The 14,282-nt window shown below is 31.8% G+C and carries 11 protein-coding genes; all 11 read left to right on the top strand.

Annotation, left to right across the window (positions count from 1 at the left end; genetic code table 11):
- Position 1 precedes the first annotated feature (1 nt).
- On the top strand, positions 2-946 hold the full coding sequence (gene miaA / locus RWO76_RS00525) for a tRNA (adenosine(37)-N6)-dimethylallyltransferase MiaA (RefSeq protein ID WP_314353577.1): 945 nt from the start codon (positions 2-4) through the stop codon (positions 944-946).
- Positions 947-2,161: a GTPase HflX gene (hflX, locus tag RWO76_RS00520; protein WP_314353575.1), complete on the top strand. Its 1,215-nt coding sequence runs from the start codon at positions 947-949 to the stop codon at positions 2,159-2,161.
- A gap of 262 nt (positions 2,162-2,423) precedes the next feature.
- Positions 2,424-2,639, top strand: coding sequence for a hypothetical protein (locus RWO76_RS00515; RefSeq protein ID WP_314353574.1), 216 nt, complete (start codon positions 2,424-2,426; stop codon positions 2,637-2,639).
- A 299-nt stretch (positions 2,640-2,938) separates the two neighbouring features.
- Positions 2,939-3,643 carry a ribonuclease III gene (gene rnc, locus RWO76_RS00510; RefSeq protein ID WP_314353573.1) on the top strand — a complete coding sequence of 235 codons (705 nt, stop codon included), beginning with the start codon at positions 2,939-2,941 and terminating at the stop codon, positions 3,641-3,643.
- Between the two features lie 14 nt (positions 3,644-3,657).
- Complete coding sequence (gene smc / locus RWO76_RS00505; RefSeq protein ID WP_314353571.1) at positions 3,658-7,218, top strand: chromosome segregation protein SMC; 3,561 nt, start codon at positions 3,658-3,660, stop codon at positions 7,216-7,218.
- A gap of 166 nt (positions 7,219-7,384) precedes the next feature.
- Positions 7,385-8,221: an SDR family NAD(P)-dependent oxidoreductase gene (locus tag RWO76_RS00500; RefSeq protein ID WP_314353570.1), complete on the top strand. Its 837-nt coding sequence runs from the start codon at positions 7,385-7,387 to the stop codon at positions 8,219-8,221.
- A 107-nt stretch (positions 8,222-8,328) separates the two neighbouring features.
- On the top strand, positions 8,329-8,490 hold the full coding sequence (locus tag RWO76_RS00495) for a hypothetical protein (protein WP_314353569.1): 162 nt from the start codon (positions 8,329-8,331) through the stop codon (positions 8,488-8,490).
- 239 nt (positions 8,491-8,729) lie between these two features.
- Entirely contained in the window at positions 8,730-9,650 is a 921-nt protein-coding gene (locus RWO76_RS00490) for an ABC transporter ATP-binding protein (protein WP_314353567.1), read from the top strand.
- Entirely contained in the window at positions 9,637-10,380 is a 744-nt protein-coding gene (locus RWO76_RS00485; RefSeq protein WP_314353566.1) for an ABC transporter permease, read from the top strand. The genes RWO76_RS00490 and RWO76_RS00485 overlap by 14 nt, the downstream gene beginning before the upstream one ends.
- 181 nt (positions 10,381-10,561) lie before the next feature.
- Positions 10,562-12,097, top strand: coding sequence for an ABC transporter ATP-binding protein (locus RWO76_RS00480; RefSeq protein ID WP_314353564.1), 1,536 nt, complete (start codon positions 10,562-10,564; stop codon positions 12,095-12,097).
- Positions 12,098-12,357: 260 nt separating this feature from the next.
- Entirely contained in the window at positions 12,358-13,956 is a 1,599-nt protein-coding gene (locus RWO76_RS00475) for an ABC transporter ATP-binding protein (protein ID WP_314353562.1), read from the top strand.
- The last annotated feature ends 326 nt before the right edge of the window (positions 13,957-14,282 follow it).

The following is a 14,282-nucleotide window of genomic DNA, read 5'->3' as shown; positions in this document are numbered from 1 at the left end:
TATGGTAGACAAACAAAAGATCATTGTTATTGTTGGTCCGACTGGTGTTGGGAAAACAGCTCTTAGTATCGAATTAGCACAACAATTAAATGGAGAAATCATTAATGGGGACTCGATGCAAGTTTATAAAACATTGGATATAGGAACAGCTAAAGTGACTTCTGAAGAAGCACGAGGAATTCCTCACTACTTATTAGATATCTGTGATGTGAAAGAAGAATATACTGCTAGTGATTTCAAACAAATGGCAAGAGAAGCGATTCATGAGATTGCTAGCCGAGGAAAAATTCCAATTATTGTTGGAGGAACTGGACTATATATTGAAGGCTTATTATTTGATTTTCATTTTAGTGGTGAAGATTCTAACGATCCCATTTATCGACTAGAAAAGGAAAAAGAGTTGGAAGAAATTGGACCTCAGGCTATGTGGGAGCAATTAAAAGCAGTTGATCCTATTAGTGCTGAAATTATTCATCCAAATAATACAAGAAGAGTCATTCGAGCATTAGAGGTCACTCATGCTAGTGGGAAACCATTTTCAGCTAATGATCAACAACAAAAAGAAGCTATTTTTGATGCCTATATTATCGGATTATCAACGGATAGAGCAGTCCTTTATGAAAGAATTGATACAAGAGTATACATGATGATGCAAAATGGTTTAGAAGAAGAAGCTAGACAATTATATGATGCTGTAAAAGGATTAGATGTTCAATCGATTCGAGGAATTGGGTATAAAGAATGGGTGGATTATTTTGAGGGTCAATTATCAAAAGAAGCTACCATTCAAAAAATTCAACAAAACTCTAGACGATATGCCAAACGACAATTAACATGGTTTAGAAACCGATTCGAAGCTGTACATTGGTATGATTTAGTAGAAAATCCTAATACAATTTCTCAAGTTGTTTTAGATTGTCAGCAGTTTTTATCGGGAAGTGAATAAATGGAAAACACAAAAGAAAGAGTCATGATTGTTGCTGTTCAAACAACACAGTCAGACGAGCAATTTCAATATGCTTTAGAAGAAATGAAGCAATTAGTGGATACCGCTCAAGGAGAAGTTGTCGTAACAGTTACTCAAAAAAGAGAAACTTATAGTGGTCGTACAATGATTGGAAAAGGGAAAGTAGAAGAAATTAGTCATTTAGTCGATGAACTAGAAATTGATTTAATTGTTTTCTACCAATCTCTAACAGGTTCTCAAACGAAAAATCTAAATGAAACGATTAATACACGAATTATTGACCGTGTTCAATTAATTTTAGATATTTTTGCGATGCGTGCTCGTTCAAAAGAAGGAAAACTTCAAGTACAACTGGCTCAATTAAATTATTTATTACCACGTTTGTCAGGACAAGGTACAGCCTTATCTAGACAAGGTGGGGGAATTGGAACAAGAGGACCAGGGGAAACTCAATTAGAAACGGATAAACGTCATATTCGTAAACAAATTTCAGATATTGAAGCGCAATTAGAACAAACGAAGTTACATCGTCAACGTTCAAGAATGAAGAGAAATCGTTCGAATGGTTTTAGAATGGGATTAATTGGCTATACAAATGCTGGAAAATCCACAATTCTAAATCAATTAACAGATGCTGGAACGTATCAGATGGACCAATTGTTCGCAACATTAGATCCATTAACAAGAAAAGTTGATTTAGCTGATCAATATGATGTGACATTAACGGATACAGTTGGATTTATTCAAGATTTACCAACGACTTTAATTCACGCATTTGAGTCAACTTTAGAAGAGAGTGCCGATGTTGATTTACTAGTGCATGTAGTAGATGCTTCGTCTCCGAATTTCTTAATGCATGAAAAAACGGTTCACGAATTAGTTGAGGATTTAGAAATGGAAACTATTCCGATGGTGACGATTTATAATAAATCTGATTTAATTGTTGGAGAATTTCAGCCGAATGCTTATCCTTCGTTAGTGATTTCTGCTGAGAATCCAACAGATATTGAGCGATTGAGAGAATTTCTTGGAGCTCAAATGAAAGCAGAAATGGACCATTATGAAGAATGGGTAGAAGTTTACGAAGCACAAAAACTTTCACAACTCCAACAAAACACATTAGTAGAAATTTTGGAGTTTAATGAAGAGAAAAACCAATACTATGTAAAAGGCTATCGTAAAAAAGGAATGTAGGATTTAACTTCTATAAGGGCATTTAAAGTAAAAAGAACTTTTCTAAAAGTAGCCAGGGCGGCAGCAGCCCTGAGGTCTCATGCCTAAATTTTGAGCCAAGGTCTCAAAATTTCCTGTAAAATTAGCTTGAAAAGCTAATTTTACTTCGGCTACGGAGAAAAGTTCTTTTTTCTTTAAATTTGTTACGAATAATTATAGTGTTTAAATTATACTCGGCTAAATCAATATAAAACTAATAATCAACTGAAAGGAAAATTATGAGATGTTAAGTGATTTTTATAAGAATAATAAAACTGATACAATTTGGTGGATAGACAATTTAGAAACTTGTGGTGAACATCTTTTTTCATTTGATAAGAAGCACATATATAATCTCTTTCAAGATTATCCTCATAATATGACAGATGATGAAGTGGAAATTTTTAATTCTGAAAATCCTTATTGGGCAGAATTTTTTAGTATTCGGCAGAAATCATAATATAAGGTTCGAATATTTGATTTTTGAAGATAAAAAGTAAAGCAATAGAAAAGACTTGTTATTGTGGCAATAGTAATATTAGCCATTTTGGCTAATATTACAGGGAAGCTTTGAGACCAAGGCTCAAAGTTTAGACATGAGACTCGCAAAGCGAGGCTGCTGTCGACCTTGCTACAATCTGTAAAAGTCTTTTCTATTGCTTTACGTGTCAGAATACGTCCCTATTATAAAATCGTTTGTAATGTTTTATCAAACCTTTTATAATAGGAAGATAGAGAAATGATAAGGAGCCGAAGGGCATGTATTCAATCGAACAATTTAAAGAAAAAATAAAAAAAGAATATCAAATACAATTTAAAAATGAAAACTATCTAAAAGAAGCATTAACTCATTCATCCTATGCAAACGAACATAAAGAGTGCAAAGGAATTTATAATGAGCGTATTGAGTTTTTAGGCGATGCCGTTTTAGAATTATTTATCTCAAACTGGTTATACCGTCAAATGCCAACAAAAAAAGAAGGCGAGTTAACAAAGTTAAGAGCGCAAATCGTTTGCGAAGAAAGCTTGTCGACACTTGCTAAAGAGTGTGAGTTAGATAAATATCTCTTATTAGGAAAGGGAGAACGTGCTTCCAAAGGACATGAAAATCCAGCAGTTCTCTGTGACGTTTTTGAAGCATTTGTAGGGGCTATTTATTTAGACCAAGGGTTTGAAGGAGCCAGTCAATTTCTAACACAAGTTATTATCTCGAAAATGAAAGATGGACGATTTACATTAGTCGGGGATTTTAAAACAGAATTACAAGAATACTTCCAAAGAAATGGGAATGTGAATATTCGTTATGAATTACTAAAAGAAGAAGGCCCTTCTCATGCACGTTTTTATACCGTACAAGTTCATGTGAATGAAAAAGGCTATGAAATCGGTGAAGGTAAGACGAAGAAAGCAGCAGAACAATTATCTGCTAAAAGAACATTAGAAAAATTAAACGTTATTTCTTAAAAAAGGAGTCAAGGATGCAGTTAGAGAAAATTGAAATGTCTGGATTTAAGTCATTTGCGGATAAAACTGTTATCGAATTTGATAAAGGCGTAACCGCAGTCGTAGGTCCAAACGGTAGTGGAAAATCTAATTTGTCAGAAGCAATTAAATGGGTTTTAGGAGAACAATCTGCTAAAAGTTTACGTGGTAAAAAAATGGATGATGTCATTTTTGCAGGTTCTCAAACTCGTAAACCTGTGAATATTGCTGAAGTAAATTTGCATATTAACAATGAAGATGGAAAATTAGCAATTGAGCATTCTCAAGTTGTATTAACTCGTCGATTGAACCGTAATGGGGATAGTGACTTCTTTATTAATAAGAAAGCTTGTCGATTAAAAGATATTACTAGTTTGATGATGGATTCTGGTCTAGGGAAGGATTCATTTGCTTTAATTTCTCAAGGGAAAGTTGAACAAATTTTTAATGATAAACCTGAAGATCGACGAATGATTATTGAAGAAGCTGCAGGGGTATTAAAATATAAAGACCGTAAAACTCAAGCGCAAAGAAAGTTAGACCAAACACAAGAACATTTAAATCGTGTTGAAGATATTTTACATGAAATTAAAAGCCAATTAACGCCTTTATTAGAACAAAAGGAAAAAGCGATTGTTTATTTATCGAAGAAAGAAGAATTACAAGGCATTGAAACAGCATTATTAGCCGTTGAAATTGAAACACTGAACACTCAATGGACAGTCGCTAAAAAAGAAGTAGCTCAATTACAAGAAACTGTGACGAAGACAGAACAAAAATTAGTAGAACTAGAGCATAAAGTGTTAGAACAACAAGAATTACTTGCTGAAAAAAATACTGCATTAGACGAAAAACAAGTCTTATACGTTGATGCGATTCAAAAAATGGAACAATTAGATGGTGAACGTAAAGTTTATCAACAAAAACAAGAGTTTGCGAATCGTACAAATGAAGAAAATCAATTAGCCTTAGTAGAAGTCATTCGTCAGTTAGAATCAACAGAAAAGACAGTAGCTGAATTAGAAAAATCAGTTGCCATTAAAGAAGTTGAATTAAATGAAATTGAATCATTATGGTCTAAATTAGTAGAAGAATTAGAACAATTAAGCCAAGGTAATGAAGAGCGACAAAAGCAATTACAAAGTCAATATATCGAACAATTACAAGAAATTTCAAAATTAACGAACCAAGAAAAACACTTAGAACGTTCGATGGAACAAAATCAAAATCAACATGATAAGTTAGTTGAAAAGCAAGAATTATTTGAAGAGCAATCGAAACAATTAGAACAAAAGATTTCTCAATTAGTGGAAAAAGAAGAAAACTTAGCTCAACGAACAAATTCTAAACAAGAAGACTTAAATGCTTATCGTGAACAAGCAGACAGTTTACGTCAAGAACGTCAAACACTGCAAGAACAAAAACAAAAAATTGAACGACAATTACAACAAACTCAAGCAAATTATCATAGTTTGAAACAAGTTTCTGAAGATTATGCCGGCTACTATCAAGGAGTTCGTGAAATCTTAAAACAGAAGAAACAAATCGCTGGTGTCATTGGTTCAGTTGCTGAATTAATTCGAGTAGAAGATGCGTACACCTTAGCAATCGATATTGCTTTAGGGGCAAGTAGCCAACATGTTGTGGTAGAGCATGAACAAGCTGCGGCAAAAGCGATTGACTATTTAAAACAGAACCGTTTAGGACGTGCAACATTTTTACCGTTAACGATTATTAAAGAGAAAAGAATGCCAGATTCAGTTCAACAGCAATTATTCTCTTTACAAGGATATATTGGAATTGCTAGTGATCTTGTACAAGTAGATCAAACGTATCAATCCATTGTTCGTAACATTTTAGGAACAACAGTAGTTGCTAAAACATTGGATGATGCGATGAAAATTGCTAAAGTATTGCAATATCGTTATCGTATTGTTTCTTTAGAAGGCGATGTTGTCAATGCTGGTGGATCTATGACCGGTGGAGCTTCCAAAAATCATCAACAACAATCTCTTGTAAAACGAAATAGTCAATTAGAAGCGTTAGAACAACAATTGAATAAGTTGAAAGAATATGAGAAGCAAGTTTCAGAAAAATGGAATCAGTTAGAAACGAAGTGGAACGAAATTGTTCAAAAAGGAACAGCGATTCAAGAAGAAGAGACCCTTTTAAAACAACAATTACAAGAAGTTCGTTTAGAATTACAATACTCAAAAGATGAATTTAATAAAATAAATCGTCAAACATTAAGTCAACAATATGAATTAGATGAATCTATTGAACAATATGAACAATTAGAACAGCAATACGTTGAAACGCATGAAGCATTAAGAACGATTACGAAAGAGAATCAAGCGGTTAAAAAAGAATTGGATTATTTACAATTATCTCAGGAAGACCGTACGCAACAGCTTCAAGAAAAACAACAAGAATTACAAGAAGTGGGAACACGAAAAGCTCGTATGCAAGAGCAAGTTCAACATCAAAAGAAAGAATTCAAACAAGAGAAGCTGTCCTTAAAACGTTTAGAAGAACAAGTTCATTTACTAGAATCGAAAAAAGATGAACAGAATGACTTGAAAGAGAAAAATGAAGCAGATTACAACCAAACCGTAAAAGATTACGAAGCAATTAAAGAAACTGTTACTGCTTTAGAAGAAGCTTTAGATGCACTGAAAGAAGAGAGAATTCAATTAGAAGTATTGAATAAGCAAACGGAAGTCAGTCGTAATCAAGCGCAACATCAATTACAAGAGTATTTGAAACAACAATCAAAAGTTGAAACAAAAGCTAATCGATTTGAATTAGCAATTGACCAAAAACTGCAATATTTAAGTGAAGAATATGAATTAACATTTGAAGCAGCAATTGAGAAAACAGAATTAACCATGTCAATTGAAGATGCTTCGAAAGCTGTTCGTAGCTTAAAACAACAAATCGAACAAATGGGTGCAGTTAATTTAATGGCGATTGAAGAATACGATAAAGTTCAAGAAAGATTTGAATTTTTAACAATTCAACAACAAGATTTATTAGATGCGAAGAAAAATCTAGAAGACACGATTACAGAAATGGATACGGAAGTGACGAGTCGATTCAAACAAACTTTCGATGCTATTTCAAGTCAATTCCAACAAACATTCCCTCGATTGTTTGGAGGAGGACGTGCTTCTTTAGAATTAACAGATCCTACGAATTTATTAGAAACTGGAATTGAGATTATTGCTCAACCACCTGGTAAGAAACTTCAGTCCTTAAGTCTATTATCAGGGGGAGAACGTGCCTTTACAGCCATTGCATTATTATTTGCCATTTTAGAAGTGAAGCCAGTGCCATTCTGCTTACTAGACGAAGTAGAAGCAGCTTTGGATGAGGCAAATGTTGCAAGATATGGTCGATATCTAAAAGAATTTACTAAAAATACGCAGTTCATTGTTATTACTCACAGAAGAGGAACAATGGAAGAAGCAGATGTATTATATGGAGTAACAATGCAAGAATCTGGAGTTTCAAAACTAGCTTCAGTAAAATTCGAAGACTTTGATGGTCTGGAGTAGAAAGTATTTTTGAAGTCACTGTAGATTGATATTGATACATTATAATAGAAAAAGCCCAATATGGGCTTTTTCTTTTTGTATAGTTATTGTTTTGGTAAGAAATAATTCTTTCATTTACAGAATTAGACAAATATGGTAAATTACTCACAAGATAGGAGAGTGAATCATGAAGAAAAAAGTGTTAATTACGGGTGTTTGTGGAACCATTGGGGAAGCATTAGTAAATTATTTTATAGAAAATGATGCAATAGTTTATGGTGTTGATTATCAAGAAACACAGTTAGCAATTATGAGTAAAAGGATAGATTCATCAGTATTTTATCCAGTACCAATGGATTTTACTTCGCAAGATTGTTTGAAATATATTGAAGCAATTCAACCAGATATTTTAATTCATGGAGCATCATTGAAGATGACAAATTTTTGTGAAGACTTTGCTGACTATTATTATTCAAAGAATGTTTTGCAAACAAAAGTGTTTTTAGAGTCAGTATTACCTTTTGTAAAGGAAAGAGTTATATTTATCTCAAGTGATGAAGCATATAAACCTCATAATCAGTTTGGTAAACAAAAGCTAGAAGTAGAACAATATTTGAAGAATTTAAGTGAGAAGAAAGAAGATTGTTTGATTCAATCGTTACGATTTCCATTTGTAATTGAAAGTAATGGTTCGGTCTATCATGTATTTAATAAACTCTCGAAAGAAAATAAACCTCTTCCTTTGACAGATGAGAGAATTACAAAACTCGCAACAAGAAAAGAAGACTTTATTCGTGGATGGGATGATTTTTATAACCATGTTCTAATTCCAGGAGTTTATACATTATCAATTGGAAAAGTATTGAGTATTAAAGCTTTAGCTGAAGAATTAATAGAGAAAAACCATTCTAAGAGTAAAATAGAAATTATAGGATTACGTAAGGGAGATACTTTAGAAGATCCAATGATGAATACTGATGACTTTAAACCTATTACAGAATATGTCAGTGAAGTTTTTGAATAAGGATATTAAAATAGTAAATCATACATCCGAAGTACATTTTGATGCTGATAATATTTAGTTAGTACTTCCTCAGAAATACAATAAGCAACAATTGGAGGAAATGTTAGATGACTGATGAGGAAAAAGTACAACAAATTATTGATAAATATAATCAAAGTATCGCAGAACTCTCTGATAAAGCTACTGCTAAAGAATTCAAATTTGTAATGAGTTACATCGCTCAAGAAGCGAATTGTAGACAGCGTGAGATTGTTGGAATGAAAGACTAATAGAAAGCATGGAACTGGAAATTCTAGTTTCGTGCTTTTTTAAGTTTACAAAAAATTTTGTATCCTCATGTGAAATTATTCTTTTAGAAATAGTTACAATTCTAAAAAAATGGTATAATACAAGAAAAAACAAAAAACTTATTTTTATGGGAAAATAATAGATATTTATAGACTCTAAAAAAATTTGAATAAAAGTTTATAGAGATAGTTTTAATTACTATTTTAAGGAGAGGTAGAAGATGGTGTTTGAAGTGAAGGGTATCGAAAAACGATACAATAATAAGACAATTTTACATAATATTTCCTTTGAAATACCAGAAAGTAACATTACAGTAATTCTTGGTAAAAATGGTGCTGGAAAAACGACATTAATTAAACTGATGTTAGGAATGATCAGTGCAGATAAGGGAGATATTTTATTTAAGGGAGAGAATCTCTCAGATATTGGACATTCTTACTACCAAAATGTAAGTGCCGTATTAGAGTCAGTTGATAATGTTTATCCATTTTTAACAGGAAAACAAAATATTGAATACTTTCTTGGATTATCAAAACAATCCATAAACTATATGAATGGTAGTATTCAAGCGTTAATTGATGAGTTTGAACTCAGAGATGCTATGGATGAACCAGTTGGTGGGTACTCTAGAGGAATGCTACAGAAGCTCTCATTAATCATTGCATTAATGACAAATGCAAAGGTGCTATTTTTAGATGAGCCAACTTTAGGCTTAGATTTTCAAAGTTCAAAGCAACTTTGTCAAAAAATTAAACAACTATCTACCGAACAGCATAAAACGATTATTCTTACCTCACACCAAGCAGAGATTATAGAATTACTAGCAGACTATGTGATTGTGATTGATGACGGAGCGGTTGTTTATAAGGGAGATTATCAGAACTTCTTGAAACAAGTCCCACATTCACAAGAATTTGAAGCTGTTATTGAAGGAGAAGTGATTCATCAAGAGCTTCAATGCCGCATTGAAAAAGGAAAATCATACGTGAAACGAAACTCTATTGAAGAATTAACTGCACTTTTAGTAAAACATAATTTGATGTCTCATTTAATCAAGATTGAGAAGTTAAGTCCTACGGTTGAAGAAACACTGGACTACTTCTATAGTCAAAGAGGAGGAGTTCATCATGAAGTTATTTAAGGCAGAATTGTGGAAATATTTACATGAAGTACGTACCTATTATCCGGATCATATTGTGAGTGTTGTGGTTACGACGATTGTGTTCTATATGTTTTTATTAGTTCAACATCAACAAATGAATCAAGGTTATGTAGGATTTGTGTACTGGTATTTATTGAGTTCGGTTATTAGTGAAGCAGCAGTCTCTGTGTCTTCAGAGAAGCAAATGGGAATCTTAGATCAACTGATTATTAAACCATTTCCTTTTGAACAGTTGATTATAGTTAGGACATTAGTGTGGTTAATTGTCAATCTCATCAAAGTGGCTGTTGTATCCATTGTATTAAGTGCGATTCTTTCGATTCAAATTTCATTCAGTGGGTGGTATATTGTCATTTTCTTATTAACCACAGTTGGAGTGTTTGGATTTACCTTAGTATTAGTGGCGTTAACGTTAAAATATACTAAGACAGCATCATTTGATTCGATTATTTCTTATGCACTATTATTTTTCACTGGAGCTATTTTACCTCATGAGATGATGCCTGAATGGGCAATTTTTATTGGACGATTTCTTCCAATCTCTCTAGGAATTGAAATGACGCAAACGCTGATTCAAGGAGGAAGAGTTGCTTTGATGGAGTATTTATTATTAGCAGGTCAGTCAGCTTTCTTTTTGGTAATTGGGTATGTCTTATTTAAGAAAATTTACCAATCTAGTAAGAAAGCAGGGATTGATAGAAGTTATTAATGCAACGATTGAGTTTTTTAGTTTGAAATATTGGGAATTCATATAAAATAGCAATAAGAAAAGATTGAAGGATAAGAGAAGTGTTTAGTACATTAAATTGTGTACAGCATTCCAAAAATTAGACTAAAAAAATCTAACATTTCGATTCACTTCATTCTTTAGTTTTTTTTAGGGGGAAATAATGGTTTATTATATTAAAAAAATAAAAAATGTTATTTTAATTCAACTACTCTTTCACGTACTTTATACTTCAACCAATGTTGTTATACCGTATTTAAATAAAGTTTTGTTTGATAGAGTATTAATTGAGGGAAATGAACTACTCATAAAACTAATCGTTTGTTATCTCTTAGCGATTGTATGTAACTCATTATTTCAATATATATCACAAGTATATGAATGGAAAACTTCAGTTGAATTTAATCGTGTTGTCAAAGGTCAGTTATGTGATTTTCTTTTATCATCATCAGTCTCAACATTTAACTCCAAGACAATCGCAGAATATTTATCGCTCTTCAATAATGATGTAGAAGTTTTAAGCGAGGAGTACTTAGATCCTTTATTAGATATTATCAAGTCGTGTATGAGTCTTGTTATTTATGCTGTGTCACTGATTGTTTTTGTGGATTGGAGAGTCGCTATTGTGATGATTGCCTTATCGCTGTGCTCACCCTTTGTTTCCAAGTATTTGGCACCTTATATCACCATAAAACAACGAAGATTTTTAGAAGGATTAGAAGTATACTCGCAACGATTAGCGGATATTTTTTCGATGAAATCTCGTATTAACAGTGAAACCATAAAAACTTTTAGAAAACTACATCAACAACAATTGGATGAAACAGAGGAAAATCGTCTCCATTATGGAAAAATCAAAACGTTATCTAATATTGCTAACGGTCTAGTCATGTTCATAATACAGCTTGCCTCATTTATAGTAGTCGGTTATCTGTTAATAAAAAACGAACTTACAATCGGAGCAGCTGTTGCGACTTTTAGTTATGTAGAAAATTTCATTTATCCAATAAAGAACATCTTAATTGATTTAAACTTAATAAATGCTTCCAAAGAAACATTGTCAATTATCGTGAATTTAGGAGAAAAGAGTCAGAAATTAGCCGTATCGACAGATATTAATAGTTCTCAGATCATTATTACCAATGTGAGCTATCATCAGGATAATGTGAACTTAGAACATCTGAACTTAGAATTTACTGTCCCTCATAAGTATGCAATAGTAGGAAAAAGTGGTGTCGGTAAGTCAACCTTGTTGAAGTTAATCATGCAACAACTTCCATTACAATCTGGAGAAATACGTGCAGCTGTTGATCAGATTTTTTACTTGACGCAACACGAGCATTTTATGAAAGCAAAGTTAAAAGATAATATTACGTTATTTGGTCTCTATCAAGACAATAACCACCATTCGCAAGAATTATGGAGTCGTTTAAGCCCATCAACTCAACAAGCGTTACAGTCTATGAATCCCATGTCTGAATTGAGTGGTGGTGAGAGAAATTTATTAGGGGTGTTAAGAGCATTAGCTAGTGATAAAAAGATATTATTGCTCGATGAACCAACAGCGCATCTCGATAAGGCCACTGCAGATATGGTTATGGACTTATTATTAAGTTTGGATGATTATCTAATCATAATGGTACTGCATCATAATTTAGAATATTGGAATAGTAAATTTAATGAAGTAATTACAATATAATAATAGGAATGAGGAAAATATAAGTTATTCATATAAAAGGTTGGTAATCGTTACAGGGTATTTTAATCATAGTATTTATGGAAATTACTAATGATTGTAGACTAATTGTGTATTTTAATTATCTCATTTTGTAAAAATATATTTTGACAAAATTATTGGAGTGGATTAGAATTAAATTAAAATTTGATTAGTTTTATTGTGAATAATGTAATTTGCATTGTTGAATATAAATTTTCTAAATTAAAGAGGAGGGAATCAGAATGTTTCGATTCTTAAGATTTATACTAGTAGGTAATAAACGAATATTTATATGTGCTTTGTTATTTTTAGCTTTACTATCTCTTGATGGAATTGGTGCACCGTATTTTTTAGGGAAATTTACAGATTATATGAACAATAGTGATTTTGATAGCAGTATGCATACAGTATTTTTATGGCTGATTTTTTTACTGTTAATTGTTTTATCAAAATTTCTATTTAGTTTCTTTAAAGGAAAGTTTATTCAAAATGTAAATTATCAGTTAAAAAATATACATGCAGTAAATTCTGTTAGAAAAGAGAATTTACAGCAATCACCAAGTTCTTACATAACTAGTATTACTAGTGAAGTTCAGCAAATTGAAAATAAATTTATCAATAATGTATTTACTATGATTTTGTGTACACTTCAAGGTGTTGTTACATTTATATTTTTGATGAATATCAATGTGTTAGTAGGCTTACTTTTTGTTGGTTTGGGAGCTATACCTGCTCTAATTCCTCAGTTAACTAAAAAATGGTTAAAGAAAGGAACTATACGTTGGCAAGAATCCAATGATCAATATATAGGATTTTTAACAGATTTTTTAGAGGCACGCCCGTTGATGAAAAGATTTGGTGTGGTAAATAATGTACTAAAAAAGTTGACTGAGAAGTTAGGAGTATCTGAAAAAAATTATTTTAAGATGGATTTAAATCAAAATACCGCCAATACCATTATTAGTTTACTATATGTGTGCTCATTATTGATAGCATTAATGCTGGGAATAAGTTCTGTTCAAAATGGATATATGACAGTAGGAAGTTTACTTACTATTTATATGGCAGCTGATAGGGTTGTAACTCCATTAATTACTGCTGCTTCTACATATAATGTGATTCAATCAATTGATCCAATATTGAATAAAGTGCTAACTCTTAATAGTAAAGCCGAAGAATATGAGCAACTGCTAGAGTTACCAACAAGTAGAGAAGTTATCTTAGAATTTAAACAAACTACAGTAGGATATCAAAATAATGAATTGATTAAAAATATTGATTTTTCACTTGGAAGTCATGATAAGATATTATTCAAAGCACCTTCAGGTTCAGGAAAGAGTACTTTTTTAAAAACTATTTTAGGGGAAACGCAGGTATTATCTGGTACTATCAATTATGGGCAAGAACAAGGAATTGAACTTTTCTCTGTTGTTTCTCAAAACCCATTTATCTTTGACGAAACATTGCTGTTTAATCTGACGTTTGATAGTCCAATAGATGAAAGTAGAGTTATTGAAATTTTAAGAAGAGTAGGAATGGAACACTTAGCAACAAAAGAGATGCTTCATACTAAAATGGATAAACAATTACATTCTCTGTCTGGTGGAGAATTAAAACGGTTAGAGTTAGCAAGAGCATTATTATTTGAAAAACCATGCTTACTTGTTGATGAAGCTTTATCAGGGCTGGATGATGAAAGTTCAAAAATTTTGAATGATTTGATCAAAACTTATTCTGGAGCAGTTATTGATATAGAACATCACATTTCAGAGGAAATGATGGTTGGATATGATAAGATTATTACTATCAAGGACAATCATCTAGTTATAAATAAGATGTGAGTAGAGTAATTAATAAGTTAAATAGTGTCAATAAATTTGTATAAAGTTCACTAGTGATTAATTAAATGATTCATTTAATAAAAATAAAGAAGCTATATCCTTGAGATATGGGTTTTTCATTGTTCTATTAAATCATTTGACCCATACTTAAACTCTACCTTAAAATGTAGCCTCATACTAACTTCTAGTTTTGATATTTAACTAGAAGTTACTTTGAAACGTTATGAATATAAAATGAAAGGATAAAAGAGATGGTATAAATTTAAAAATTTGAGAATATTTGCTAAAATGAGGATAATTAATAAAAAATAATTTGAAAGCACAGG

The sequence above is a fragment of the uncultured Granulicatella sp. genome (genome assembly GCF_963521425.1).
Taxonomy (GTDB): domain Bacteria; phylum Bacillota; class Bacilli; order Lactobacillales; family Aerococcaceae; genus Granulicatella.
The sequence above is the reverse complement of the archived record's forward strand: the minus strand, read 5'-3'. Positions and strand labels throughout refer to the sequence as shown.

Bases quoted from the DNA above. Each gene is read 5' to 3' on its own strand.
- miaA (WP_314353577.1), top strand. From the start codon at position 2: ATGGTAGACAAACAAAAGATCATTGTTATTGTTGGTCCGACTGGTGTT.
- hflX (WP_314353575.1), top strand. From the start codon at position 947: ATGGAAAACACAAAAGAAAGAGTCATGATTGTTGCTGTTCAAACAACA.
- RWO76_RS00515 (WP_314353574.1), top strand. From the start codon at position 2,424: ATGTTAAGTGATTTTTATAAGAATAATAAAACTGATACAATTTGGTGG.
- rnc (WP_314353573.1), top strand. From the start codon at position 2,939: ATGTATTCAATCGAACAATTTAAAGAAAAAATAAAAAAAGAATATCAA.
- smc (WP_314353571.1), top strand. From the start codon at position 3,658: ATGCAGTTAGAGAAAATTGAAATGTCTGGATTTAAGTCATTTGCGGAT.
- RWO76_RS00500 (WP_314353570.1), top strand. From the start codon at position 7,385: ATGAAGAAAAAAGTGTTAATTACGGGTGTTTGTGGAACCATTGGGGAA.
- RWO76_RS00495 (WP_314353569.1), top strand. From the start codon at position 8,329: ATGACTGATGAGGAAAAAGTACAACAAATTATTGATAAATATAATCAA.
- RWO76_RS00490 (WP_314353567.1), top strand. From the start codon at position 8,730: ATGGTGTTTGAAGTGAAGGGTATCGAAAAACGATACAATAATAAGACA.
- RWO76_RS00485 (WP_314353566.1), top strand. From the start codon at position 9,637: ATGAAGTTATTTAAGGCAGAATTGTGGAAATATTTACATGAAGTACGT.
- RWO76_RS00480 (WP_314353564.1), top strand. From the start codon at position 10,562: ATGGTTTATTATATTAAAAAAATAAAAAATGTTATTTTAATTCAACTA.
- RWO76_RS00475 (WP_314353562.1), top strand. From the start codon at position 12,358: ATGTTTCGATTCTTAAGATTTATACTAGTAGGTAATAAACGAATATTT.